Here is a 23,382-nt window from a genome sequence, read left to right as displayed (position 1 = left end):
GGTGTGCCCCAACGCGTCGCCCTGATCGTCAACCCCACGTCGGGCAAGGGCGTCGGGCGGCAGCTGGGCGCCCAGACCCGGCGGCTGCTGCACGAGGCGGGTCACGACGTCGTCGACGTCTCGGGGGACACCTACCAGCAGGCTCGGTCGCAGGCGCTGGCCGCTGTCGCCGACGGTGTCGACACCGTCGTGGTGGTCGGGGGCGACGGCATGGCGCACCTCGGCGTCAACGTCTGCGCCGGCTCCCCGACGCGGCTCGCCGTGGTGGCGGCCGGCACCGGGAACGACTTCGCCCGCAACCTCGGCCTGCCGGTGCGCGACGCGGCGGCGGCGGTGTCGCTGCTCACCGAGGGCAGCACCCGTGAGATCGACCTCGGCCGTGTGAGCCACGGCGTGGCCGGTGAGAAGTGGTTCGGCGGCGTCCTCGGGGCAGGGCTCGACGCCGTCGTCAACGCGCGGGCCCAGCGCATGACGTGGCCGCGGGGGCAGATGCGCTACAACCTGGCGGTGCTGCGCGAGCTGCCCGTGTTCCGTCCCATCCCGTACGCCATCGAGCTCGACGGGCACCGCATCGAGACCCGCGCGATGTTGGTGGCCGTGGCCAACACGACGTCGTTCGGCGGCGGCATGCGGGTCTGCCCCGACGCCGACGTGGCTGACGGGCTCTTCGACGTCATGATCGTCCACGCGTTGTCGGTCGCGGCCTTCCTGCGGGTCTTCCCCAAGGTCTACTCCGGCACGCACACCACCCATCCGGCCGTCGAGATCCATCGCGCCCGGCGAGTTCGCTTGGAGGCGAGCGGTATCCACTCCCAAGCAGATGGCGAGTCCTTCGCAGAGCTGCCCATCGACGCCGAGGTCGTGCCCGGCGCCCTACGGGTCGTCACCCCGTCGGTGGTGGCCGCATGATGCCCGCCTGGCCGCGCCTGGCGGAGTTCGCGGCGCAGTTCGACTTCCCGCTCGACGACTTCCAGACCGAGGCCTGCCGGGCGGTCGAGGAGGGCCGGGGGGTGCTGGTGGCCGCACCGACCGGGGCGGGCAAGACCATCGTCGGCGAGTTCGCCGTGCACATGGCGCTGGCCACGGGCCGCAAGGCGTTCTACACGACGCCGATCAAGGCCCTGTCGAACCAGAAGTACACCGACCTCGTGCGCCGGCACGGTGCCGACAAGGTCGGTCTGCTGACGGGTGACGCCTCGATCAACGGGGAGGCGCCGATCGTCGTCATGACGACCGAGGTGCTGCGCAACATGATGTATGCCGGTTCGACCACCCTGCGTGGGCTCGGCTGGGTCGTCATGGACGAGGTCCACTACCTCGCCGACCGGTTCCGTGGCGCCGTGTGGGAGGAGGTCATCATCCACCTGCCGCCCGACGTCAGCGTCGTGTCGCTGTCCGCCACCGTGAGCAACGCCGAGGAGTTCGGCGCGTGGCTCGGCGAGGTGCGCGGTGACACCGAGGTCATCGTCTCCGAGCACCGGCCCGTGCCCCTGTGGCAGCACATGATGGTCGGGCAGACCCTGTTCGACCTCTTCGTCGAGGAGCGCGACGCGGACGAGGACGACGAGCACTTCGAGCACCTACGCGCGAGCCCGTCCCACTACTCGGTGAGCGTCAACCCCGACCTCGTCCACGCGATCCGCGGCAACGAGGGCCGGGGCGCCTGGGACTCGCACTGGGTGAGCAACCGCGGCGGCCGCGACAAGGGCCGCCCGAAGGGCAAGGGCGGCCGCGGCGGCAATGGCAACCGTGGTGGTGACGACTGGTCGGGCCGGGGCCGACGGGGGAGCGACGCCGGCAGGGGCCGCGGTCCCGGTGGCGGCGACGGCGGACGGGGCTTCGCCCGGGGAGGCCGTCCGGGCGGTGGGGCGACCCGCGCCGAGGTCATCGAGCGCCTCGAGCGCGAGGGGCTGCTCCCGGCGATCACCTTCATCTTCAGCCGTGCCGGCTGCGATGCGGCCGTCGGCCAGCTGCTCTCGAGCGGCATGCGACTCGTGCCGGAGGCCGAGGGTGAGGCGAACCGCCGTGTCGTCGAGGAGCGCATCCAGGGCCTCGCCGAGGAGGACCTCACGGTGCTCGGCTACTGGGACTTCGTCGACGGCATCTCGCGCGGCTTCGCGGCCCACCACGCCGGAATGCTGCCGACCTTCCGCGAGATCGTCGAGGAGCTCTTCACGGCGGGCCGCATCCGCGCCGTCTTCGCCACCGAGACGCTCGCGCTCGGCATCAACATGCCGGCGCGCACGGTGGTGCTCGAGAAGCTGGTGAAGTTCAACGGCGAGAACCACGTCGACATCTCGCCTGCCGAGTACACCCAGCTGACCGGCCGGGCGGGGCGTCGAGGCATCGACGTCGAGGGCCATGCGGTCGTCATCTGGAACCGCGGTCTCGACCCGGCAGGCGTCGCGGGCCTGGCCTCGACCCGCACCTACCCCCTGCGCTCCAGCTTCCGGCCGACCTACAACATGGCCGTCAACCTGGTGCGCCAGTTCGGCCGCGAGAGCGCGCGCGAGATCCTCGAGACGTCCTTCGCGCAGTTCCAGGCCGACCGGGCCGTCGTCGGTTTCGTCCGCACGGTTCGGCGCAACGAGGAGGCCCTCGCCGGCTACGCCGAGCAGATGAGCTGCCACCTCGGCGACTTCTCCGAGTACGCCGCGATCCGCGACGAGATCCGCACGATCGAGAAGGAGGGTGCCAAGGCGCGGTCCGCGTCGGCGCGCGCCGAGGCCGCGATCTCCCTGGAGTCCTTGCGCATCGGCGACATCGTGCGCATCCCGGCCGGCCGGCACAGCGGGCTCGCCGTCGTCGTCATGCCGAACCGCGGCGGCAAGGGGGAGTCGGCCTCCCCGGCCGTCGTCACCGAGGACCACCAGCTGCGGCGCCTGACCCTCCACGACGTGCCCACGGCGATCGAGCCGCTGGGGTCGATGCGGGTGCCGAAGCAGTTCAACGCCCGCAACCCCAAGGCGCGTCGCGACCTCGCGGCCACCCTGCGCGCCACGATGCCGCACGACCCGCCGCCCCGGCGCCGGGCAGCCGAGCCCGACCCGTCCGACGCCCGCCTCGACGAGCTGCGCCGCCGCATGAAGGCGCACCCCTGCCACCGCTGTCCCGACCGCGAGAACCACGCCCGCTGGGCCGAGCGCTGGTGGCGGCTGCGGCGCGAGACCGACGGGCTCCAGCGCAAGATCGACGGGCGCACCAACTCCGTCGCCAAGACGTTCGACCGCATCTGCGACCTGCTCGTCGAGATGGGCTACCTCGGCGACGGCGGCGAGTCCGTGACCACGCACGGCGACCGGCTGCGCCAGCTCTACACGGAAAAGGACCTCCTCGCTGCGGAGTGCCTGCGCGAAGGCACGTGGCGGCGTCTCGACGCCCCGTCGCTGGCCGCCATCGTCTCCTCGCTCGTGCACGAGCCGCGGCGCGAGGAGGGCGGGCTCACGCCACGCTGGCCCAACGACGACGTGCGCGAGGCCTTCGACCGGATGATCACGGTCTGGTCGGACCTCGAGGACGCCGAGGGCGCGCTGGCGCTGCCGCGCACCGGTATGCCGGACGGTGGGATCGCGTGGGCGATGCACCGGTGGGCGAGCGGGCAGCGGCTCGAGGACGTGCTGCGCGGCACCGACCTCGCGGCCGGTGACTTCGTACGACGGTGCAAGCAGGTCATCGACCTGCTCGGGCAGCTCACCGACGCCGCCGACCCGGACCTCGCGGCGACGGCCCGCAAGGCGAGCGACGGCGTGCTGAGGGGTGTCGTCGCGGCCGACCGGCTCGACTAGGAGCCCGCGAATCGTCGTGGCGGCACCTTGTCCGCTAGTCTTGGCGGACCGTCGACGTTTTTGGTGCTCGTGTTCGCACGCTCGCAAGGAACGACCAGCGAGCGCAGTTTCTTCAGGTTTGAAGGGTTGCGTCCCCTTTTCGACACGGGGTCGCCCGGCCGGGTGGTCTCAGCTTCCAACCTGAAGGAGCCAGTCATGGCGCAGGGTACTGTCAAGTGGTTCAACTCGGAGAAGGGCTTCGGCTTCATCGCTCCCACCGAGGGGCCTGACGTCTTCGTCCACTACTCGGAGATCCAGAGCAACGGCTACCGCAGCCTCGAGGAGAACCAGGCCGTCGAGTTCGACGTCGAGCAGGGTCCCAAGGGCCCGCAGGCGATGCGCGTCCGCGTTCTCTGATTCAATCGGCTCCCAGAGCCACACGACGAAGGCCGGTCCCCGACAGGGGGCCGGCCTTCGTCGTGGTGGAGCTGGACCCTGCTCGGGCGGTCTCAGAGCAGGGTGAGCCGCTCGAACGGGCTGTTGACCCGGACCAGCCCCGACTCGAACTTGAGCGTCACCGTCGCAGGGCTGGTCGCGACGACGACGCCGAGGCCGTGTCGGACGTGTGAGACGCGGTCGCCGACGTTGAACTCCTCGATCTCGGGCGCGGGAGCCGGACTGAACGGGCTGCTGGCGAGGTGGCGTCGGACGGCGGGCGATGAGGGCGTTCTGCGGTTGGGCACCCCCCAGTATCCCTCTTCCGGAGGGTCAGGGTGGCCGCGAGGGCCCGTCGACCGTCGTCGGACGTGCTCAGTCGTGCTCAGACCGGCTCGTTCGGGCTCATTCGTCTGCCTGCCACACGCCGAGCTCGTTGCCCGCTGGGTCGGTGAAGTAGAAGCGCCGACCGCCGGGGAACGCGTAGGGCTCGCGGGTGATGGTGCCACCGGCCTCCGTCACCGCCGCGACGGTCCTGTCGAGGTCGTCGGACCACAGCAGCACGAGTGCGCCGCCGGCTCCCGGCCGCCCCTCGGGGTTGAGTCCGCCGACCTCGCCGTGGCCGTCGACCGCCTGGATGCCCGAGTAGTCAGGCCCGTAGTCGTTGAACGCCCAGCCGAAGGCCGCCGCGTAGAACGCCTTGGCCGCGGCCAGGTCAGGGGCGGCCAGCTCGACGTAGTCGATCGCGTGGTGCCGGTGTGCCATGTCGTGCCTCCAGTCGGGTCGGGTCTCAGTCGATCCCCAGCGCGGAGATCACTCGGTCGAACGACGACGTGAGTCCGTGCTCGACGGCCAGCTTCGACATGAGCGCCGGGTCGGCGACCGTCGTCGGGACCGACACGTCGACGTCTGGGAGCGTGGCGTCCTTGACCACCGCGACGACGCGCGGCGCGGCGTCGAGGTAGTCGGCGGCTGCCTCGAGCCGGGCCCGCTGGGCGCCCATGAGCGCCGGGTCGCCGTCGTCGATGGCGGCGCGGAGCGCCTCGAGGGTGCCGTAGGTGGTGATGAGCTTGGCCGCCGTCTTCTCGCCGATGCCGGCCACCCCGGGCAGGCCGTCGCTCGTGTCGCCGCGCAGCACGGCCATGTCGGCGTAGGCGGCACCCGAGGGCACGCCGTACTTCTCGGCGATGAAGGACTGGTCCACGAAGTCGGGGGAGCGCACCCCGCCACGAGCCGTGTAGACGACACGCACCTGGTTGGCGTCGTCGACGAGCTGGAAGAGGTCACGGTCGCCGGTGACGATGTCGACCGGCATACGGCCGGACCACGCGGTCGCGTAGGTGCCGATCACGTCGTCGGCCTCGTGGCCGTCGAGCCCGACGCGTGCGATGCCGAGCGCCCTCAGCGCGTCCTCGATGATCGGCACCTGGACGCCCAGCGCCTCGGGCACCTGCTCGCCCGCGAGCTCGTCGTCGCCGGGCTCGGCCACGCGGTGCGCCTTGTAGGACGGGATGGCCTCGACCCGGAAGGCGGGACGCCAGTCGTTGTCCCAGCAGGCGACGAGGTGGGTCGGGTGCGCCCGGTCCACGAGCGAGGCGATCATGTCGAGCAGCCCACGGACGGCGTTCGTGGGGACGCCGCTGGGGCCGATGACCTCGGGCACGCCGAAGAAGGCCCGGAAGTAGAGGGACGCGGAGTCGAGCAGCAGCAACCGGGGCGCGTGGGACGGCATACGCGAGAGGCTACCGGGGCGCGGTGACCGGAGCGTGGCGGGCGGGACGCGCGTCCCCGTACCGGCATGAGGAATGGACCGCCCCGTCCGTAACCGCTGGTCTACCCTTCGGCCATGGAAGATCTCGACCGCCGCCTCGTCGGGCTCCTGCTGTCCGACGGCCGCATGAGCTACACCGACCTCGGCAAGGCCACGGGCCTCTCGACGTCGGCGGTCCACCAGCGGGTGCGGCGGCTCGAGGAGCGCGGCGTCGTCACCGGCTACACCGCCCAGGTCTCTCCCGAGGCGCTCGGCCTCCCGCTCACGGCGCTCATCTCCGTGACGCCCTTCGACCCCAGCGAGCCCGACGACGTGCCCGAACGGCTCCGTCACATCGAGGAGATCGAGGACTGTCACTCGGTCGCCGGCGTCGAGAGCTACATCCTCAAGGTGCGGGTGGGCACGCCCGGCAACCTCGAGGACCTCCTCGCGCGAATCCGCTCTGCTGCCAACGTCTCCACGCGCACCACCGTCGTGCTCTCCACCCCCTGGGAGGGGCGCAGCGCGTCGGCCCTCCCGCGCGACGACGCCTGACGCGGAACCCTCTTCGGAAGGGTCAGAGACCGGAGGGGTCCGTGTTGGCCCCGCACAGCACGACCGCGACCCGCTCCTCCGGCTCGGGCAGGTACGCACCTGCCATGAGTCCGGCGAGCGCCGTGGCTGCGCCGTGCTCGACGACGACCCGCCAGCGTTCCCAGAGCAGCTCGCGCGCGGCGACGATGTCGCCGTCCGAGACGACGACGCTCCGGACGGGTAGCCGAGACGTGACCTCGAAGGCGATGTCGCCGAGCCGACGCGCCCCGAGCGAGTCCGCCGCGACGCCCGACACGGGCACGTCGACCGGTCGTCCGGACGCGAGTGCCGACCGCAGGGTCGGGGCGCCGGTGGGCTCGACGCCGACCACCGTCGCCGTCCCGTCGAGCGCCGCCGTGACCCCGGCGAGCAGCCCGCCCCCTCCGACGGCCACGACCACGGTGTCGATGCCGGACGGCACCTGCTCGACGAGCTCGAGCGCGAGCGTGCCTGCGCCGGCAGCGATCTCGGGTTGGTCGTAGGCGTGGCAGTGGAGCGCGCCCGTGCGTGCCACCTGCTCCTGCGCCGCCTCGTACGCGGTGGCGTACTCCCGTCCCGACAGGACCACCCGGGCGCCGTACGCCTTCAGCCGGGCGACCTTGACCCCGGGCGCCGTCTCGGGGACGAAGACGGTTGCGGGCACGCCGAGACGCGCGGCGGCATACGCGTTGGCCATGCCGGCGTTGCCGCCGGACGCGACGACGATCCCCACGCCAGGGTCGAGCAGGCCGTCCTCCTGCGCACCGAGGATGCGGTTGAACGCGCCGCGCGCCTTGAACGACCCCGTGTGCTGGAGCAGCTCCAGCTTGAACCAGACCGGTGCGCCGAGCGCCTCGCGCTCCACAGCCAGCACCGGGGTGGTGCGGACGTGCCCCTGGACGCGGTCGCGGGCCTTCTCGACGTCGGAACGCTGGATCACGTCCCGAGCCTACGGGCGCCGCCGCGACACGCCCGTCCTAGGATCGCGCGATGACCTTCGCCTCGATCGGCTCGCTGTCGGCCCGCCAGGCCGAGCTCCTCGACTCCTGGCTGACGGGGGCCGAGGTCGTGCACGACCACGGCTGGCGCCTGGTCGCGACCACGGTCCTCGAGGTTCAGCGCGGCTCGGACCACCTCATCGTCAAGGCCGGTGGCGAACGCGACGGCCACATCACCCGCGAGATCACCGCCCACCGGAACTGGCTGTCGCCCTGGACGGCCCGCGGGCGTGCGCCACTGCTCGTGCACTGCGACGTCGACGCGAAGCTCGTCGTGACCCGCTACCTCCCCGGCCGGCTCGTCCTGGGCGACCCCAGCGCCGACGATCCGGACACCTACCGCCAGGCGGGTGAGCTGCTGGCGGCGTTCCACGGCCAGGAGAGCCACGTCGACCCCGACCACGAGCGCCTCGAGAACGACAAGACCCTGGCCTGGCTCGACGAGCCGCACCGCATCGACGCGGCCGTCGAGCAGCGTCTGCGTGACGAGATCGCCTCGTGGCCTGTGCCGTCCGCGACGGTCGTGCCGACCCACGGCGACTGGCAGCCGCGCAACTGGCTCGTCGCAGACGGCGTCGTCTCGGTCATCGACTTCGGCCGCGCGGCGCTGCGGCCGGCGCTCACCGACTTCGCGCGGCTCGCGGCCCAGGACTTCCGCCGCGAACCGGCCCTCGAGCGGGCGTTCCTCGAGGGCTACGGAGACGATCCGCGTGAGACGGGTGCCTGGTCGCGCCAGCGGGTGCGTGAGGCGATCGGCACCGCGACGTGGGCGTATGCCGTGGGCGACGCCGACTTCGAGGCGCAGGGGCTCCGGATGATCGACGAGGCACTGGCACCCGCCTGACGACGACGCCCGGGCGTGGCGATCAGAGCTGGTCGGTCGGCTCGGGGGCCAGCCCCTCGATGCGGACGTGGTCGTCGCGGCGCAGCGCCTTCGCGTGGGTGCGTGCGCGGTGCCACCACCAGAGGGCCAACGCGCCGAGCGTCATGGCCCCGGCCACCAGGGCGAGCGTCGCCAGCGACCCGCTGACGAGTGGCGACACCGCGCCGGCCACCAGGGCGTTGACGCAGGTGCTGAGGAAGGACTGGAACGACGACACCGCGCCGCGCTCGCGAGGTCGAAGGTCGAGCAGGGCGATCGTGAGGATCGGGAAGACGAGCGAGACCCCGAGCGAGGCCGCGGCTGCCGGGACGACCGTCCACGCGACCGCCGGCTCGTCGACGGTCGACTGGTACGCGACGGCGAGGACCCCACCGGCCAGGGCGACGAGGAAGCCGGCCAGCACGAACGCGCCCTGGCGGACCCTGCCCGCGAGCCGTCCGGTGAGGAACGAGCCCAGCATCATCGTGACGACGAGCGGGACGAAGAGCACGCCGAAGTCGCGCTCCCCGAGGTGCAGGTGGTCGACGACGATGGCCGGCGCCGAGGAGATGTAGAGGAAGAGCGCCCCGAAGTTCAGCGCGATCGCGGCGCTCAGGCGCAGCACCCCGCCGTCGCCGGCGGCCGACGCGAACGACGCCAACAGCGGCCGAGGGTGGAAGGCCACGCGTCGCTCCGCCGGGTGGGTCTCGGGCAGTGCGGTCAGCGTGAGGACCACGAGCACGAGACCGTAGACCGCGAGCACCCAGAAGATGGTGCGCCACGAGCCCCAGCCGAGGATCCAGCCGCCGACGATCGGTGCGAGCGCCGGTGCCACCGCGAAGATCATCGAGATGTGGCTCATGAAGCGCTGGGCGTGGGCGCCGTCGAAGAGGTCGCGCACGACGGTGCGCCCGACGATCATGCCCGCTCCTGCGACGAGCCCCTGGGCCGCGCGGGCACCGAGCAAAGTCGGCATGCTCGGCGCGAGCGCGCACACGGCGCTCGTGACGGCATACAGCAGGGAGCCCGTGACGATGACGGGCCGGCGCCCCAGAGCGTCGGACAGGGAGCCGTGGAAGAGGCTCGCGACGGCGAAGGCGACGAGGTAGACGCTCATCGTCTGCTGCATCGCGACCTTGTCGGCGCCCAGGTCGCGGCCCATCACCTCGAACGCCGGAAAGATCGCGTCGATGGTGAACGGGCCGACCATCGTCAGCGCGGCGAGGATGAGCACGAGCCGCAGATGCGACAGGCGCGAGCCGGTCGGTGCCGGCGGGCCGTCGGGGGAGCCCGTCATGGCCGCCCGATCCGCGCGCGCACGGCGCGCGTCACCTGCGCCAGGTCCGCCGGTGCCAGGGCGATGTCGAACCCACGCCGGCCCCCGGAGACGTAGACGACGTCGAAGCCGTATGCCGTCTCGTCGAGCGCGGTGGGCAGCGCACGCTTCTGCCCCACCGGGGAGATGCCGCCCACGACGTAGCCGGTGCTGCGTTCGGCGGTTGCGGGGTCGGCCATCGTGACGCTCTTCGCCCCCAGCGCCGCAGCCACGGCCTTGAGGTCGAGCTGGCTCTCCACCGGGACGACGCCCACGCCGAGGCCCTTGCCGGTGTCGACGAGAAGCGTCTTGAACACGCGGGCCGGCTCGACGCCGAGGGCCTCGGCCGCCTCGAGCCCGTAGCTCGTGGCAGCGGGGTCGTGCTCGTAGGGGTGCTTCGTGTAGGCGATGCCCGCACGGTCGAGCGCGACGGTCGCCGGGGTGGAGGGACCGGGCTGGCGCTGCCGGGCCATCAGGCGCCGGACACGGACGCGAGCCCGTCCCAGATGGTCGACACCACGAGGTCGGTCGCCTCGTCGGCGGTCGTGCCCGGGTGGGTGGTGCGCCAGACGGCGAGGCGCTCGCACGCACCGATGAGGATCTCGGCCATGACCGTGACGCGCCGCGGCTCGAGCGCGGTGAACGCGGGCAGGGTGCGCAGGCCCTCCGCGAACGCCTTCGCGGTCTGCTGCCGGATGCGCTCGACCGACGCCGACGCCTCGCCGATGAGTGCCCCCTCGGTGCGCAGCAGGGTGAACGCCTGCTCGTGCTCGTCGATGAAGGCGAAGAACGCGTGGACCACCCCGGCCACGCGGTCACGCGCCGGTGCGAGCGGCTGCGCCACCCACGCGTCGATGAGGGCGGTGAGCAGCTGCCCGCGTGCCCGCTCGATCGTCGCCGCGAGCAGCCCCTCCTTGGACCCGAAGTAGTCGTAGATGAGCGGCTTGGTCACCCCGACGAGCTCGGCGATCTCGTCCATCGTCGCGGCCTGGATGCCGCGGCTGGAGAAGACCTGCTCGGCGACGGCGAGCATCTGCGCCTCACGTTCGGCTCTGGGCATGCGCACGCGGGTGCCGGGGGAGCGGGAGGTCACCGCGGCAGTCTACGGGGGCTGCGCGCGACCTCCCGCTCGTGGTTGACGCGGCCCGTGCCCGGAGCGACATTGGAGCAGTGAACCGAGCGCTGCCGGGTCTGGCGGTTGCTGCGCTGCTGGTGATGCTGCTCGAGGCTGCTCCCAGCGGTCTCTCCGTGCTGACCGTCCTCTCGGGGGTCGTGTTCGTCGCATGGTCGGTCGTCGGCTACCGCTGGGCGCTCACTCGTGGGCGGGGCGCCTGCGTGGCCTACCTCGGGTCGGCCCTCGTGCTCGGCTTCCTCACCTTCGACCTGACCGGCCCGGGCGTCGGCAGCACGGTGCTGCTCGTGCTCGTCGTGGTGCAGGCGGTCATGCTGCTGCCGCTCGGCTGGTCGCTCGTGGTGGCGGCCACCGTGCCGCTCGTCCACGTCGGGATGCCGATGGCCGACGGGCTCCGTGAGGTGGTGAGCACCGGTCTGGCGTGTGCGGTCGCCTTCGTGCTCGCGCGCCTGTGGCTGCGCGAGCAGCAGGCTCGTGAGCAGCTCGCGGTGGCCAACGAGCAGCTGCGCGTGCTCGGGGCTCAGGCCGAGGAGCTGGCGGCCATGCGCGAGCGCACGCGGATGGCGAGGGACATCCACGACGGGCTGGGCCACCACCTCACGGTGGTCGGCATGCAGGTCCAGGCCGCCCGCGCCGTGCTGGCCGGTGATGTCGCGCGGGCGGACGGTCTGCTGGCGCAGGCCGAGGAGCAGGTCCGGCAGGCACTGACGTCGGTCCGTGAGTCGGTCGGGGCGCTGAGAGGCCGGCCGGTGACGCCCCTGCCGGACCGTCTCCGGGCGCTCGCCGACGAGAGCGCTGCGGCGGGGCTGCCGACCTCCGTGGCGGTGGACGGCGCGGAGCGGCGGCTCGACGACGAGGTCCAGTCCGCTCTCTACCGGGTGGCGCAGGAGGCGCTCACCAACGCGCGCAAGCACGCCCACGCCCGGGCCGCCGTGCTCCGCCTCGGCTACCTGCCCGACCGGATGACCCTCGAGGTGCGCGACGACGGCTGCGGTGTGAGCAACGACGTCCCGGCGTCCGGGGGCTTCGGCCTCACCGGCATCCGTGAGCGGGCCGAGCACCTCGGCGGCTCCATGGCCGTCGTCTCCACTCCCGGCGCCGGCCTGGCGCTGCGGGTCGAGCTGCCGGGATGAGCACTCCTGCGCCGGTGCGGGTCCTGGTCGTCGACGACCAGACCCTCTTCCGTGAGGCCCTGACGACGTTGCTCGAGGCCCGCGCGGAGGTCGAGGTCGTCGGTGGCGCCGCCGACGGGTCGGAGGCCCTCAGGCTCGTGGGCGAGCTGAGGCCCGACGTCGTGCTCATGGACCTGCGGATGCCGGTCCTCGACGGCGTGAGCACGACGCGGCGCCTCCGCGTCGAGCACCCCGAGGTGCGCGTCCTCGTGCTGACGACCTTCGACGACGACGACGAGGTGTTCCCCGCGCTGCGAGCGGGGGCCGTCGGCTACCTGCTCAAGGACGCGACCGCCGCTCGCCTCGTCGAGGGCGTGCAGGCCGCGGCGAGGGGAGAGTCCGTGCTGCAGCCGTCGGTCGCGGCCAAGGTGGTGGCCATGGTGAGCCGGCTGCCCGACCTGCCCGAGCGACCGCGACCGCAACCGCTCGTCGACCCCCTGAGCCCGCGCGAGCTCGAGGTGCTGCACGAGCTCGCCGACGGCCGCAGCAACCGCGAGATCGCCTCTCGCCTCTATCTTTCCGAGGGGACGGTCAAGAACCACGTCACGAACGTGCTGGCCAAGCTCGGCGCCCGGGACCGCACCCAGGCGGCGCTGCGGGCCCGGAGCCTCGGACTCCTCTGACCTGAGCGCCGGAACGCGGTCGGGGTCATGCCGTGAAGGTGACCCCGACCATGACGTCCGGCACGTCCGTCGAGCGGGGTGGGCGCCGGATGCTCGTGGGCATGACAACTCTCACCAGCTCGCGGGCAGACCTCGCGCCACGTGCGCGGGTCTCACGGTTCCTCCACACGCGGTTCGGCCGCTTCCTCGCCACCTACCTCGAGATGACGGTCGCGATGGTCGTCGGCATGGCGGTCCTCGGTGCCGTCTGGGACGCCGCATGGCCCGACGTGGTGCGGCAGCCCGACGGAATGGCACTCACCATGGGCCTCGACATGTCCGTGGGCATGGGCGCCTGGATGTGGGTGCGGCGTCACTCCGCGCGGCACATCCTCGAGATGTCGGCGGTGATGGTGCTGCCGTTCGTGCTCCTGCTCCTGCCCTTCCACCTCGACCTGCTCTCCGGGGACGCATTGCTCACCTGGGGCCACGTCGCGATGTTCGCCCTCATGGCGGCCTACCTGTGGGCCAGGCCCCACACTGCCGGTGCGCACCCTGCGCGCACGTCCTCACCGACGCTCCGCCGGCCAGCCGCCCGACGAGGCCGGCTTGCCGCGGCCCTGCTGGTCGGCGGTGCCGCGCTGGCACTCGTGGCCGGGGTGCTGCACCCCCACACCGAGGCGCCGAACTCGCACGCGGCGGTCTTCGCCGAGTACGCCCACAGCACCGACTGGGTCTGGGTGCACGACCTCCAGTTCCTCTCGGCGGCCGTGGTGGCGGCCGGGTTCGTCGTCGTCAGCGGCACGCTGACCCGGGCGGGCGCATCGCCCACCCTGCTCCGCCTCGGCAACGGAACGGCGGCCGCGACGGTGTCGCTCATCGGCGTGAACATGGCCGTCGACGGGGTCGCCCTCAAGGGTGCGGTCGACGCGTGGGCTACCGCAGGTCCCGACCAGAGCGCCTCGCGCTTCGCGGCCGCCGAGGCGATGCGTTGGCTCGAATGGGGCGTCAACTCGTTCTTCACCGTGCTGCTCGGGCTCACGGTGCTGCTCTTCGCGGCCGCGGTGCTGCAGTGTGCGCACGTCGGCACCGCAGTCCGTCTCGCCGGCGTCAGCGGTGTGCTGGCCGGTGTCTTCCTCGTCATGGGCGGCCTCGCCGTCGGGTCACGAGGCTTCGAACCGAGCGCACTGCCCCGCGTCGCAACCGCGCTCTACGTCGTCATGGCCCTGGGGCTGCCGTCCCTCGACCGGGCTGCCCACCGCGCCGCTGGCACGACGGCTGTGGTGTCATCGGGGGATGGTCGCTGAGGAGAGTCCGCGTGTCGCCGGGATGCTCGACGTCGGTGATGGCACGGCCCTCTACTGGGAGGAGTGGGGACACCCCGAGGGTGTCCCCGCCCTCTACCTGCACGGAGGGCCCGGCGGCGGCCTCGGCACCAGCCTCTATCGCCGGCGGTTCGACCTCGGCCGCACCCGCGTCATCGGTCTCGAACAGCGCGGGTGCGGCCGCTCGACGCCGCACGCGTCCGACCCCACGACCTCCCTGGCCGGCAACACGACCGGACAGCTCCTCGACGACGTCGAGCGGCTGCGCGCCCACCTCGGCATCACCTCCTGGGTCGTCAACGGCGCGTCGTGGGGGTCCACCCTCGCCCTGGCGTACGCGCGAGCGCACCCCGAGCGCGTCCGCGGCCTCGTCCTCTTCGCCGTCACGACGACGAGCCGCGCCGAGGTCGACTGGATCACCGAAGGGGTCGGCGCCGTCTTCCCGGAGGCGTGGGACCGGCTCGCCGCCCATGCCGAGGGCGCCGGCATCGGCTACCGGCGCGGTGAGGGCCGGCTCGTCGAGGCGTACTCACGGCTCATGGAGTCACCCGACCCCGCCGTGCGTGACGAGGCGTCGCTCGAGTGGGCCCTGTGGGAGGACACGCACGTCTCCATCGGCGCCGGCGGCCTGCACCGCGATCCTCGCTGGGACGACCCGCGCTTCCGGCACGCGTTCGTGCGGCTCACGACGCACTACTGGTCGCACGAGGGGTTCTGCGACCCGCCGATCCTGTCCGGCGTCGAGGCCCTGAGGGGCATCCCGGCAGTCCTCATCCACGGTCGGCGCGACATCTCCTCGCCCGCCGTCACCGCGTGGCGGCTGCACCGGTCCTGGCCCGGATCCCGCCTCGTCGTCGACGAGGGCGACGGGCACGGTGGGGCCTCGTTGGCCGAGCGGTGGCGCGCGGCCAACGACGAGCTGCTGGCGCTCTCCGGCGTCTGACGGCAGCGCAACCGACGGTGGTGCAACCCGACGGCGGCCCGGTCCCCTCGAGGACACGAGGAGACCGGGCCGCCCGGCATACGGCAGCGGGTGGGCCTCAGACGAGCTGGGACTCCGCGGCGGCGCGGCTCGTCGCCGCCTGCTCGACGGCCTCGGCGATGACCGACTCGTGGTCGACGGAGTCGTGCCACCACTGCTGGCCCGACTCGGGCAGCGTGTAGATCGGGTCGTAGTAGACGTACTCGCGTGAGAGAGCGTCGGTGTCGGCGCCCTCGATCGACGTGCGGTAGTTCTTGCGCCAGTAGGAGATTCCGCGCTCGGTGTCGTACTCCTCGACCTGGTGCACCCAGCGCTTGCCGACGAACGGCACGTCGCAGACGATGCGCGGCGTCGAGAAGCCGGGCAGGTAGCCCATGATCGAGTGCTGGAGGTGCTGGGCCTCGGCGAGCGACACGCGCCAGTGCTCCGAGAACGGGATCATGTCGCACATGTAGAAGTAGTACGGCGTGATCGAGGCGCCGTCGGCGAGGGAGAAGCAGAGGTCGAGCAGCTGCTCGGTGGTGTCGTTGACGCCCCGCATGAGCACGCCCTGGTTGCGCACGTCGCGCACGCCGGCCTCGAGCATCGCCCTCGACGCGCGCGCCACCGACGGGGTCACCGACTGCGCGTTGTTGACGTGCGTGTGGATCGCGAGCGAGACGCCGCGCGCGCGGGCCTTGGTGGCGACGCGGCCGACGCCCTCGACGACGTCGTCGGCGAACCAGTGCTGCGGCAGCCCCATGAGGGCCTTCGTCGCGAGCCGGATGTCACGGATGTTGTCGATCTCGAGGAGCTGGTCGAGGAAGGCCTCGAGGTTCTTCCACGGCATGTTGGCGACGTCGCCGCCCGACACGACGACGTCGCGCACGGCGGGCGTCTCGCGGAGGTAGTCGAGCATCGCGGCGTAGCGGTCGACCGGCTTGAGGTCGAACTTGAGCTTGGCGATCTGGGGCGTCGAGTTGCCGACGAGGTCCATGCGGGTGCAGTGGCCGCAGTACTGCGGGCACGTCGGCAGCAGCTCGGCGAGGACCTTGGTGGGGTAGCGGTGGGTGAGCCCCTCGGCGACCCACATGTCGTGCTCGTGGAGGGAGTCTCGGGAGGCGTGCGGGTGCGACGGCCAGTCGGTGCGGCGGTCGGAGAAGACCGGCAGCATGTAGCGGCGGATCGGGTCGGCGTAGAACGCCTCCGTGAAGTCGTGCCCGGCGGGCGGCAGCGGCGACTCGGTGGCCGGGACCATGGTGTTGAGCATCTGCGGCGGCACCAGCATCGACATCGTGGCGCGTTCGGACTGGTCCCTGGCGAGGTCGTCGTAGAACCGGTCGTCGAGCAGGTCGCCCATCAGGGCGCGCAGCTGCTTGATGTTCCTGACACAGTTGACGCGCTGCCACTGGGCGTTGTCCCAGTCCTCCTGGGTGACGTCACGCCAGCCGGGGAAGCGGGTCCAGTCGGGCTCGACGAGCTCTCGGCGCCGGTAGGCGTAGGGCTGCTCAACCTTGATCATGAGGCGAGGATAACCGAAGCATCACCGCATAGACCCATATGATGCTGAAGGATCTGCTGTCTGACCCCTCCGAAACCGAAGGATCTCTAGGTGACCCTGCCGACCCGACCGTCCCCCGTGGGCCTGCACCGCGTCCTCGAGCCCACCGGCGACGCGATCACGCTGCCGCAGGCCGCGCGCCGGCTCGACCCCCGCCCGGAGCTGTGGCCCGACGAGGTCCGCATCGCGGTCGAGACCCTCAACCTCGACGCCGCCTCCTACCGGCAGCTCGCCGAGAAGCACACCACCGACGGGCGCGTCGACGGCGCCGCGGTGCGCGCCGAGGTGCTCGACATCGTCGCGAGCCGGGGCAAGATGCAGAACCCCGTGACCGGTTCGGGCGGCATGCTCATCGGCACGGTCGACGAGGTCGGGCCCGAGAGCACCCTGGGGCTGTCCGTCGGCGATCGCGTCGCCACCCTCGTCTCGCTCTCGCTGACGCCGCTCGCCCTCACCGACGGCCTCGAGCGCTGGGACGGCCTGTCGGAGCAGGTGCCCGCCGCCGGCCACGCGATCCTCTTCGGTCGCAGCATCGCCGCCACCCTGCCCGACGACCTCGACCCGCACCTGGCCCTCATGGTCATGGACGTGTGCGGAGCACCGGCGCTCGTCGAGCGGGTCGTGGGGGAGTACGCCGCTCGTGGCGTCGCGCCCACCGTGGCGGTGCTCGGCGGGGCCGGCAAGTCCGGCTCCCTGTCGCTCGCAGCGGCCCGTGCTGCCGGAGCCGGCCGCACCATCGGGGTCGTCCCGGTCGAGCGCGAGCGCTCGGTGCTCGAGCAGAGCGGCCTGGCGGACGCCGTCGTGCTCGCCGACGCCCGCAGCCCGCTCGGGCTGGCCGCTGCGGTCGAGTCCGCGGGTGGGCCGGCCGACGTCACCGTCGTCTGCGTCGACGTGCCCGGCTGCGAGCAGCCGGCGATCCTCGCGACCGCGCAGGGCGGCACGATCATCTTCTTCAGCATGGCGACAAACTTCGCGGCGGCCGCTCTCGGTGCCGAGGGGCTTGCCGCAGACGTGCGCATGCTCGTCGGCAACGGCTTCGTGCCCGGGCACGCCGAGACGGCGCTGCGCCTCGTGCGCGAGGTGCCGGCGGTTCGCGCGCTCTTCGAGGGCCGCCTCGCCGCCGAGACCGCAGGGGCCGGCGCATGACCCGCCCGAACGCGATCCTCGAGCTCGACCCGACCGTCGTGCGCAAGGCCCGGTCGCTCGCCCGCAAGGCGGCAGCGCCGGTGGTCGAGATCGCCAAGAGCCACACGACCGTCTCGGTCGAGCGGGCGACGCTGCGCCTCGCCGGTCTCGCGGGCGCCGACCACGAGCGCGTGCCGTGGGTCAACCACCTCGTCACGGCCGTCCGCGACGAGGTCGGCCTCGAGCACGGCGTGACCACCCCGGTCTACGACGCGCTGCTGCGCGGCGAGGCCCCCGACCTGACGACGCTCGCCCAGAAGGCCGCGAGCGGCAACGTCTCGTTCCGCCTCCCGACGGGCCGCGAGGCGAAGGCGGCACAGCGGGCGGCCGCCAAGGGCGTCGGCGTGGGCCTGCGGACCGTCGACCGCTCGCGCGCCACCCGACACCGGCTCATCAAGCGGCACGGCGACCCGAAGACCAAGCCGTGGATCTACCTCATCGTCGCGACCGGCGACATCTACGAGGACATCCCGCAGGCCCAGGCGGCCGCCCGCGAGGGCGCCGACATCATCGCCGTCATCCGCTCCACAGGGCAGTCCCTGCTCGACTACGTGCCCGAGGGCGCCACGCGTGAAGGCTTCGCCGGCACGTACGCGACCCAGGAGAACTTCCGCCTCATGCGGGCGGCGCTCGACGACGTGAGCAAGGAGCTCGGGCGCTACGTGCGGCTGACGAACTACGCGTCGGGCCTCTGCATGCCCGAGATCGCGGCGCTCGCCGGCATGGAGCGTCTCGACATGATGCTCAACGACTCGATGTACGGCATCCTCTTCCGCGACATCAACCCGATCCGCACGTTCGTCGACCAGCGTTTCAGCCGACAGGTCCACGCTCGTGCCGGCATCATCATCAACACCGGCGAGGACAACTACCTCACCACCGCCGACGCCGTCGAGGCCGCGCACACCGTCACGGTCAGCCAGCTGCTCAACGAGCGGTTCGCCAAGGAGGCCGGCCTCGAGGACTGGCAGCTCGGCCTCGGGCACGCCTTCGAGATCAACCCGGAGATCCCCGACAGCTTCCGCATGGAGCTCGCCCACGCGATGCTCGCGCGCCAGCTCTTCCCCGACGCGCCGCTCAAGTGGATGCCGCCGACGAAGCACATGACCGGCGACGTGTTCCGGGGCTACCTGCTCGACGGCTTCTTCAACCTCGTCGGCGCCATGACCGGCCAGGGCATTCTGCTCGTCGGGATGATGACCGAGGCCGTCGTCACGCCGTTCCTCTCCGACCGCGACCTCGCGCTCCAGAACGTGCGCTACGTCATGAACGCCGCGAGCGGGCTCACCGAGGACTTCCACCCCCCGCGTGACGGTTTCATCCAGACCCGCGCCCGGCAGGTGCTCTCCGAGGCCGTCGAACTGCTCGAGCGCATCGTGAACGACACCGACGCGGCCGGCGACGCACCGCTGCTCGCGGCCATCGCCGACGGCACCTTCGGGCTGATGAAGCGTCCCGCCACCGGCGGCAAGGGGCTCGACGGCGTGTTCGAGCGGGCTGCGGCATACGACAACCCGGCGATCACCTCGCTCGACGCGTGGACCCCGCAGGCGGAGGGAGGCACCCGATGACCAGCGCGACGACGCCCGACGCGCCCGCGCAGGGCAACATCATCCGGCCCTACGGCGACACCACGGGTGACGGCATGGTGCAGATGTCGTTCACGTTGCCGCTGCCGCACGACAAGAAGGCCGAGGGGGCCGCTCTGCAGCTCGCACGCAAGATGGGCCTCGACCCGGCGCTGCTCGTGCACGCCAAGGCGATGGGCCCGGACTTCACCTTCTTCGTCGTCTACGGCAGCTCGACGCACCTGGTGAACCTCGACGACGTGCACGTCGTCGAGCGCGAGTACCCCCTGCTGTCGGCCAAGGACGCCAACCTCGCGATCAAGAAGCACCTGCGCCGCAAGCTCGTCGTCGTCGGCGCCTGCATCGGCACTGACGCGCACACGGTCGGCATCGACGCGATCCTCAACATCAAGGGCTTCGCGGGGGAGAAGGGGCTCGAGTACTACCGCGAGATCAAGGTCGTGAACCTCGGCGCCCAGGTGCTCGTGCCCGACCTCGTGGCCCGCGCCCGCGCCGAGAAGGCCGACGCCGTGCTCGTGAGCCAGGTCGTCACCCAGAAGGACGCCCACATCCACAACACGACGCAGATGTCCGCGGCGTTCCGCGAGGCCTACCCGGCCGGGCAGGTGCCGGTGCTCATCGCCGGAGGCCCGCGCTTCGAGGACGGCTCGGAGAAGGCGCTCGGCGTCGACCGGATCTTCGGGCGCGGCACCACCCCCGGAGAGGTGGCCAGCTACCTCGTCCACGAGATGACCCAGCGGAAGGCGAGGAAGTCATGACCGAGCACACCACCGAGCGCACCACCGAGCGCACCACCGAGCGCACCGCCACTGCGAGTGTCGGGCAGCGGGTCACCCACCGCCGCTACGTGCCCTACAGCCACGCCCACTACGCCGGCAACCTCGTCGACGGCGCGTACTCCCTCGCCGCCTTCGGCGACGTCGCGACCGAGATGTGCATCGTCACCGACGGCGACGAGGGCCTCTTCGCCTCCTACAGCGACGTGCAGTTCAAGGCGCCCGTCCGTGCAGGCGACGTCATCGAGATCTCCGCCGAGCTCGTCCGGGTCGGGTCACGCTCGCGCGAGATAGCCTTCGAGGTGCGCGTCGTCGGGCGGGGCACACCCGAGCGCGGCGAGTCCGCCGCCGAGGTGCTCGACCCGCCGATCGTCGCCACGACGGCCCGCGGGGTCGTCGTCGTCCCCTGAGGTCGGGCGTCCGGGCCGCACGGCATACGGTGAACCCCGTGCGGCGTCTTCTCGTGTCCCTGCTCGCGGGCGGGCTCCTCTGCTTCGCGTTCCCGACGTTCGACGTGTGGGTCGCCGCGCCGCTCGCCCTGGGGCTCTGGTCGTGGGCGTGGGTGGGCGCCGGCCTCGGCCGCGGCTTCGGGCTCGGGCTCGCCGGTGGCCTCGTCTTCTTCGTGCCGACGCTCAGCTGGTCGGGCATCTACGTCGGAGCCGTTCCGTGGATCGCGCTCGCGGTGCTCGAGTCGCTCTTCGTCGGTCTGGCCGGCGCGCTCGTGGGGTGGCTCAGCCGTGACGGCCGGGTGCGCCCCCTCGCGTTCGCGCTCGTCTGGGTGGTCACCGAGGGGTTCCGCGCGCGGGCCCCGTACGGCGGCTTCCCGTGGCTGAAGATCGCGTTCGGACAGGCCGACTCGCCGTTCGGACGTCTCGTCGCCCTGGGTGGTGCTCCCTTCGTCGGCTTCGTCATCGCCCTCGCCGGGGCCCTCCTGGCGCTCGCGGCGCAGCGGGCGCTCGCCTTCCGTCCCCACCGGTCGCGTATGCCGTCTCGCGCGGTCACGCTCCCGGTGGCCGGCACGCTCCTGCTGGGCCTCGTGGGTCTCGCCGTGCCGCTGCCCACCGACGGCCCCACCGCGCAGTTCCTCGGCGTGCAGGGCAACGTGCCACGCCCGGGGCTCGAGTTCAACGCCGAGCGTCGTGCCGTGCTCGACAACCACGTCGCGGCGACGCTCAAGGCGCAGGAGGACGTCACTGCCGGTCGGGCGCCCGCACCCGACCTCGTCGTCTGGCCCGAGAACGCCTCCGACATCGACCCGCTGCGCAACGCCGACGCGAAGTCCCTCATCCTCGAGACGGTCGACGCGCTGCGGCGTCCCCTCATCGTCGGCGGCCTGCTCGAGGAGCCGGTCGGTTTCGTCTCGAACGTCGCGCTGCTCTTCGAGCCGGGCAAGGGCAACACCGACCGCTACGTGAAACGCCACCCGGTGCCGTTCGCCGAGTACATCCCGAACCGGTCGTTCTGGCGCACCTTCAGCAAGGAGGTCGACCTCGTCCGCAACGACTTCGTGTCCGGCGACGGTCCCGGCGTCTTCCGCGTGACGACGCCGAGCGGCCAGTCCATCCGGGCCGGTCTCGCCATCTGCTTCGAGGTCGCCTACGACGACATCATGCGCGACGCGGTGCAGACCGGGGCCAACGTGCTCGTCGTGCAGACCAACAACGCGACCTTCGGCTTCACCGCCGAGTCGCCTCAGCAGCTGGCCATCAGCAGGCTTCGTGCCATGGAGTTCGGTCGGTCGGTCGTGCACGTCTCGACCGTGGGGCAGAGCGCCCTCATTACGCCCGATGGAACCGCCCACCAGGTCACGTCGTTGTTCACGCAGGCGGTCGTCCGAGGGGCCCTACCATTGCGGGACGCCACGACACTGGCGACCCGGGTCGGTGAGGCCCCCGAATGGGTCGCCGCTGCCGCACTGCTGGTGGTGCTGGCCCTCGGCATCGGCCGCGGGCGCCCGCTGCAGGGACCGGTGGCAGACACGACGAAGGAAGAGGATGACGACGACGCAGCGTGAGCCGGTGACCAGGGTGGCCGTGCTCATCCCGACGTACAACGAGCGGGACAACCTGCCCGGCATCATCGCCCGCGTGCGGGCGAGCGCCCCGGCCGTCGACGTCTTCGTGCTCGACGACGCCTCGCCCGACGGCACCGGGCAGGTCGCCGACGACATCGCCGCGGCCGACCCGCAGGTCCACGTCGTGCACCGCGCCGGCAAGGAGGGCCTCGGCAAGGCGTACCTCGCGGGCTTCGCGATCGTGCTCGAGCGCGGCTACGACGCCGCCGTGGAGATGGACGCCGACGGCTCGCACCTGCCCGAGCAGCTGCCGTCGCTGCTCGCCGCCCTCGGCGAGGCCGATGTCGTCATCGGCGCCCGATGGGTGCGCGGAGGAGAGGTGCGCAACTGGCCGGTCCACCGCAAGGTCCTGTCGGTCGGCGCCAACGTCTACACCAAGCTGATGCTGGGGATGTCGGTCAACGACGCCACGGCGGGCTACCGCGCCTACCGCGCCAGCGCCCTGCGCACCATGGGGCTGCAGGGCGTCGAGTCCCAGGGCTACTGCTTCCAGATCGACCTCACCCTGCGCGCCGTCCGTGCCGACCTGGCGGTCGTCGAGGTGCCGATCACGTTCGTCGAGCGCGAGGTCGGCGTCTCCAAGATGGGCAAGGACATCGTGCGCGAGGCGCTCACGAGCGTCACCCGCTGGGGCGTCGAGCACCGGGTCGGGCAGCTGCGTGCGGTCACGCAGAAGGCCCGGCGCCGCAAGCCGGTGGGTGACCGCACATGACCACGGCGCCCGGCTCGCCGCGGGCCCGGCGGGTGCGGCTGACGCGGCTCGCCCTCGTGGCGCTGCTCGCCCTGCCGATCATCGAGATCGTGGTGGTCGTCGCCGTCGGGCAGGCCATCGGCGGCTGGCCCACGTTCCTGCTGCTCGTCGCCACCTCGCTGCTCGGCGCGTGGCTGATCCGCCGTGAGGGCGCACGTGCGTGGCGTGCCCTCGAGCAGGCGGTGCGCAGTGGCCGCATGCCGGCCCGCGAGATCGCGGACGGCGTCGTCGTGCTGGTGGGCGGCAGCCTGCTGCTCGCTCCCGGCTTCGTCACCGACGTGCTCGGGCTGCTGCTCGTGCTGCCGTTCACGCGACCGGTCGCCCGGAGCATGCTCGCTGCGGTGATCTCGCGCCGCATGCTGGCCCAGACGGAGCGCTTCACCGGCCCGGCCGTCGCTGGTCAGCCCGGGTGGGACAAGCAGGCACCCGAGGGGCCGCGCCGCTCGACCTCGAGCGACGAGGTCGTCGAGGGCGAGATCATCGACGAGGACTGATCGAGAGAACGCTCCGTCACGTTCTGCGCGTCACGGAGCGTTCTTTCGATCGGTGGGTAGCGA

The 23,382-nt window shown here is 72.1% G+C and carries 24 protein-coding genes; 16 read left to right on the top strand and 8 right to left on the bottom strand.

Annotation, left to right across the window (positions count from 1 at the left end; translation table 11 throughout):
- Window positions 1–3 precede the first annotated feature (3 nt).
- The 3 genes from ACYVNR_RS11885 to ACYVNR_RS11875 all read left to right on the top strand — a co-directional run bounded on the left by ACYVNR_RS11885 (window position 4) and on the right by ACYVNR_RS11875 (window position 4,181).
- Window positions 4–909: a YegS/Rv2252/BmrU family lipid kinase gene (locus tag ACYVNR_RS11885; RefSeq protein WP_461048232.1), complete on the top strand. Its 906-nt coding sequence runs from the start codon at window positions 4–6 to the stop codon at window positions 907–909.
- A complete protein-coding gene (locus ACYVNR_RS11880; protein ID WP_461048231.1) occupies window positions 906–3,785 on the top strand; it encodes a DEAD/DEAH box helicase in 2,880 nt (959 codons plus the stop codon). The genes ACYVNR_RS11885 and ACYVNR_RS11880 overlap by 4 nt, the downstream gene beginning before the upstream one ends.
- A 195-nt stretch (window positions 3,786–3,980) precedes the next feature.
- Window positions 3,981–4,181, top strand: coding sequence for a cold-shock protein (locus ACYVNR_RS11875; RefSeq protein WP_045188074.1), 201 nt, complete (start codon window positions 3,981–3,983; stop codon window positions 4,179–4,181).
- A gap of 92 nt (window positions 4,182–4,273) precedes the next feature.
- Here the strand turns inward: ACYVNR_RS11875 and ACYVNR_RS11870 are convergent, their stop codons facing one another.
- The 3 genes from ACYVNR_RS11870 to ACYVNR_RS11860 form a co-directional block, all read right to left on the bottom strand.
- Complete coding sequence (locus ACYVNR_RS11870; RefSeq protein ID WP_045188072.1) at window positions 4,274–4,507, bottom strand: hypothetical protein; 234 nt, start codon at window positions 4,505–4,507, stop codon at window positions 4,274–4,276.
- A gap of 97 nt (window positions 4,508–4,604) precedes the next feature.
- Window positions 4,605–4,964, bottom strand: a complete 360-nt coding sequence (locus ACYVNR_RS11865) for a VOC family protein (RefSeq protein WP_461048230.1) — start codon at window positions 4,962–4,964, stop codon at window positions 4,605–4,607.
- A gap of 25 nt (window positions 4,965–4,989) precedes the next feature.
- Complete coding sequence (locus ACYVNR_RS11860) at window positions 4,990–5,931, bottom strand: 5'-3' exonuclease (RefSeq protein ID WP_461048229.1); 942 nt, start codon at window positions 5,929–5,931, stop codon at window positions 4,990–4,992.
- A 114-nt stretch (window positions 5,932–6,045) separates the two neighbouring features.
- On the opposite strand from ACYVNR_RS11860, the gene ACYVNR_RS11855 reads away from it, so the two are divergent.
- A complete protein-coding gene (locus tag ACYVNR_RS11855) occupies window positions 6,046–6,504 on the top strand; it encodes an Lrp/AsnC family transcriptional regulator (RefSeq protein ID WP_045188066.1) in 459 nt (152 codons plus the stop codon).
- Window positions 6,505–6,526: 22 nt separating this feature from the next.
- On the opposite strand, the gene ACYVNR_RS11850 is transcribed toward ACYVNR_RS11855, so the two are convergent.
- Entirely contained in the window at window positions 6,527–7,462 is a 936-nt protein-coding gene (locus ACYVNR_RS11850) for a threonine/serine dehydratase (RefSeq protein ID WP_461048228.1), read from the bottom strand.
- A gap of 50 nt (window positions 7,463–7,512) precedes the next feature.
- Between ACYVNR_RS11850 and ACYVNR_RS11845 the strand changes: the two genes are divergently transcribed.
- Entirely contained in the window at window positions 7,513–8,364 is an 852-nt protein-coding gene (locus ACYVNR_RS11845) for a phosphotransferase (RefSeq protein WP_461048227.1), read from the top strand.
- Window positions 8,365–8,386: 22 nt separating this feature from the next.
- Here the strand turns inward: ACYVNR_RS11845 and ACYVNR_RS11840 are convergent, their stop codons facing one another.
- Genes ACYVNR_RS11840 through ACYVNR_RS11830 form a run of 3 tightly spaced genes read right to left on the bottom strand, consistent with a single transcriptional unit; the run spans window position 8,387 to window position 10,790 of the window.
- Window positions 8,387–9,679, bottom strand: a complete 1,293-nt coding sequence (locus tag ACYVNR_RS11840; protein ID WP_458799979.1) for a multidrug effflux MFS transporter — start codon at window positions 9,677–9,679, stop codon at window positions 8,387–8,389.
- The gene (ybaK, locus tag ACYVNR_RS11835; protein ID WP_461048226.1) at window positions 9,676–10,170 is read right to left on the bottom strand and encodes a Cys-tRNA(Pro) deacylase; all 495 of its coding nucleotides are present in this window, start codon (window positions 10,168–10,170) and stop codon (window positions 9,676–9,678) included. Before ybaK ends, ACYVNR_RS11840 begins: the two co-directional genes overlap by 4 nt.
- Window positions 10,170–10,790 (bottom strand): TetR/AcrR family transcriptional regulator, encoded by a 621-nt coding sequence (locus tag ACYVNR_RS11830; protein WP_082080703.1) that lies wholly within the window; start codon window positions 10,788–10,790, stop codon window positions 10,170–10,172. The genes ybaK and ACYVNR_RS11830 overlap by 1 nt, the downstream gene beginning before the upstream one ends.
- A gap of 77 nt (window positions 10,791–10,867) precedes the next feature.
- On the opposite strand from ACYVNR_RS11830, the gene ACYVNR_RS11825 reads away from it, so the two are divergent.
- The 4 genes from ACYVNR_RS11825 (at window position 10,868) to ACYVNR_RS11810 (ending at window position 14,871) form a co-directional block, all read left to right on the top strand.
- Window positions 10,868–11,962, top strand: coding sequence for a sensor histidine kinase (locus tag ACYVNR_RS11825; RefSeq protein WP_458799982.1), 1,095 nt, complete (start codon window positions 10,868–10,870; stop codon window positions 11,960–11,962).
- Window positions 11,959–12,624, top strand: a complete 666-nt coding sequence (locus tag ACYVNR_RS11820) for a response regulator (protein ID WP_045188054.1) — start codon at window positions 11,959–11,961, stop codon at window positions 12,622–12,624. Before ACYVNR_RS11825 ends, ACYVNR_RS11820 begins: the two co-directional genes overlap by 4 nt.
- Window positions 12,625–12,725: 101 nt before the next feature.
- Window positions 12,726–13,910, top strand: coding sequence for a hypothetical protein (locus tag ACYVNR_RS11815; RefSeq protein ID WP_461048225.1), 1,185 nt, complete (start codon window positions 12,726–12,728; stop codon window positions 13,908–13,910).
- Window positions 13,900–14,871 carry an alpha/beta fold hydrolase gene (locus tag ACYVNR_RS11810; protein ID WP_461048224.1) on the top strand — a complete coding sequence of 324 codons (972 nt, stop codon included), beginning with the start codon at window positions 13,900–13,902 and terminating at the stop codon, window positions 14,869–14,871. Before ACYVNR_RS11815 ends, ACYVNR_RS11810 begins: the two co-directional genes overlap by 11 nt.
- A gap of 97 nt (window positions 14,872–14,968) precedes the next feature.
- On the opposite strand, the gene ACYVNR_RS11805 is transcribed toward ACYVNR_RS11810, so the two are convergent.
- Window positions 14,969–16,411 carry a KamA family radical SAM protein gene (locus ACYVNR_RS11805; RefSeq protein ID WP_461048223.1) on the bottom strand — a complete coding sequence of 481 codons (1,443 nt, stop codon included), beginning with the start codon at window positions 16,409–16,411 and terminating at the stop codon, window positions 14,969–14,971.
- 90 nt (window positions 16,412–16,501) lie between these two features.
- Here ACYVNR_RS11805 and kdd point away from each other — a divergent pair, with 90 nt between their 5' ends.
- From kdd to ACYVNR_RS11770, 7 genes are read left to right on the top strand one after another with little or no spacing between them, the layout of a single operon-like run.
- Window positions 16,502–17,596 (top strand): L-erythro-3,5-diaminohexanoate dehydrogenase, encoded by a 1,095-nt coding sequence (gene kdd / locus ACYVNR_RS11800; protein WP_461048222.1) that lies wholly within the window; start codon window positions 16,502–16,504, stop codon window positions 17,594–17,596.
- The gene (gene kamD / locus ACYVNR_RS11795; protein WP_461048221.1) at window positions 17,593–19,206 is read left to right on the top strand and encodes a lysine 5,6-aminomutase subunit alpha; all 1,614 of its coding nucleotides are present in this window, start codon (window positions 17,593–17,595) and stop codon (window positions 19,204–19,206) included. The genes kdd and kamD overlap by 4 nt, the downstream gene beginning before the upstream one ends.
- Window positions 19,203–19,982, top strand: coding sequence for a lysine 5,6-aminomutase subunit beta (gene kamE, locus ACYVNR_RS11790; RefSeq protein WP_461048220.1), 780 nt, complete (start codon window positions 19,203–19,205; stop codon window positions 19,980–19,982). Before kamD ends, kamE begins: the two co-directional genes overlap by 4 nt.
- On the top strand, window positions 19,979–20,410 hold the full coding sequence (kal, locus tag ACYVNR_RS11785) for a 3-aminobutyryl-CoA ammonia lyase (RefSeq protein ID WP_461048219.1): 432 nt from the start codon (window positions 19,979–19,981) through the stop codon (window positions 20,408–20,410). The genes kamE and kal overlap by 4 nt, the downstream gene beginning before the upstream one ends.
- A gap of 38 nt (window positions 20,411–20,448) precedes the next feature.
- Window positions 20,449–22,014 carry an apolipoprotein N-acyltransferase gene (lnt, locus tag ACYVNR_RS11780; RefSeq protein WP_461048218.1) on the top strand — a complete coding sequence of 522 codons (1,566 nt, stop codon included), beginning with the start codon at window positions 20,449–20,451 and terminating at the stop codon, window positions 22,012–22,014.
- A complete protein-coding gene (locus tag ACYVNR_RS11775; RefSeq protein ID WP_461048217.1) occupies window positions 21,995–22,786 on the top strand; it encodes a polyprenol monophosphomannose synthase in 792 nt (263 codons plus the stop codon). Before lnt ends, ACYVNR_RS11775 begins: the two co-directional genes overlap by 20 nt.
- A complete protein-coding gene (locus tag ACYVNR_RS11770; RefSeq protein ID WP_458800002.1) occupies window positions 22,783–23,319 on the top strand; it encodes an FxsA family protein in 537 nt (178 codons plus the stop codon). The genes ACYVNR_RS11775 and ACYVNR_RS11770 overlap by 4 nt, the downstream gene beginning before the upstream one ends.
- Window positions 23,320–23,382: the final 63 nt, after the last annotated feature.

The organism is Terrabacter koreensis (assembly GCF_054783315.1).
Note: the sequence above shows the minus strand (reverse complement) of the source record. Positions and strands in the feature narration are given on the sequence as shown.

Excerpts from the sequence above, each read along its gene's own strand:
- ACYVNR_RS11805 (WP_461048223.1), bottom strand. The coding sequence starts at position 16,411 with ATGATCAAGGTTGAGCAGCCCTACGCCTACCGGCGCCGAGAGCTCGTC.
- ACYVNR_RS11775 (WP_461048217.1), top strand. The coding sequence starts at position 21,995 with ATGACGACGACGCAGCGTGAGCCGGTGACCAGGGTGGCCGTGCTCATC.
- kamE (WP_461048220.1), top strand. The coding sequence starts at position 19,203 with ATGACCAGCGCGACGACGCCCGACGCGCCCGCGCAGGGCAACATCATC.
- ACYVNR_RS11815 (WP_461048225.1), top strand. The coding sequence starts at position 12,726 with ATGACAACTCTCACCAGCTCGCGGGCAGACCTCGCGCCACGTGCGCGG.
- kal (WP_461048219.1), top strand. The coding sequence starts at position 19,979 with ATGACCGAGCACACCACCGAGCGCACCACCGAGCGCACCACCGAGCGC.
- ACYVNR_RS11875 (WP_045188074.1), top strand. The coding sequence starts at position 3,981 with ATGGCGCAGGGTACTGTCAAGTGGTTCAACTCGGAGAAGGGCTTCGGC.
- kamD (WP_461048221.1), top strand. The coding sequence starts at position 17,593 with ATGACCCGCCCGAACGCGATCCTCGAGCTCGACCCGACCGTCGTGCGC.
- ACYVNR_RS11810 (WP_461048224.1), top strand. The coding sequence starts at position 13,900 with ATGGTCGCTGAGGAGAGTCCGCGTGTCGCCGGGATGCTCGACGTCGGT.
- ACYVNR_RS11820 (WP_045188054.1), top strand. The coding sequence starts at position 11,959 with ATGAGCACTCCTGCGCCGGTGCGGGTCCTGGTCGTCGACGACCAGACC.
- ybaK (WP_461048226.1), bottom strand. The coding sequence starts at position 10,170 with ATGGCCCGGCAGCGCCAGCCCGGTCCCTCCACCCCGGCGACCGTCGCG.
- ACYVNR_RS11840 (WP_458799979.1), bottom strand. The coding sequence starts at position 9,679 with ATGACGGGCTCCCCCGACGGCCCGCCGGCACCGACCGGCTCGCGCCTG.
- ACYVNR_RS11855 (WP_045188066.1), top strand. The coding sequence starts at position 6,046 with ATGGAAGATCTCGACCGCCGCCTCGTCGGGCTCCTGCTGTCCGACGGC.
- ACYVNR_RS11865 (WP_461048230.1), bottom strand. The coding sequence starts at position 4,964 with ATGGCACACCGGCACCACGCGATCGACTACGTCGAGCTGGCCGCCCCT.
- ACYVNR_RS11860 (WP_461048229.1), bottom strand. The coding sequence starts at position 5,931 with ATGCCGTCCCACGCGCCCCGGTTGCTGCTGCTCGACTCCGCGTCCCTC.
- ACYVNR_RS11845 (WP_461048227.1), top strand. The coding sequence starts at position 7,513 with ATGACCTTCGCCTCGATCGGCTCGCTGTCGGCCCGCCAGGCCGAGCTC.
- ACYVNR_RS11770 (WP_458800002.1), top strand. The coding sequence starts at position 22,783 with ATGACCACGGCGCCCGGCTCGCCGCGGGCCCGGCGGGTGCGGCTGACG.
- ACYVNR_RS11880 (WP_461048231.1), top strand. The coding sequence starts at position 906 with ATGATGCCCGCCTGGCCGCGCCTGGCGGAGTTCGCGGCGCAGTTCGAC.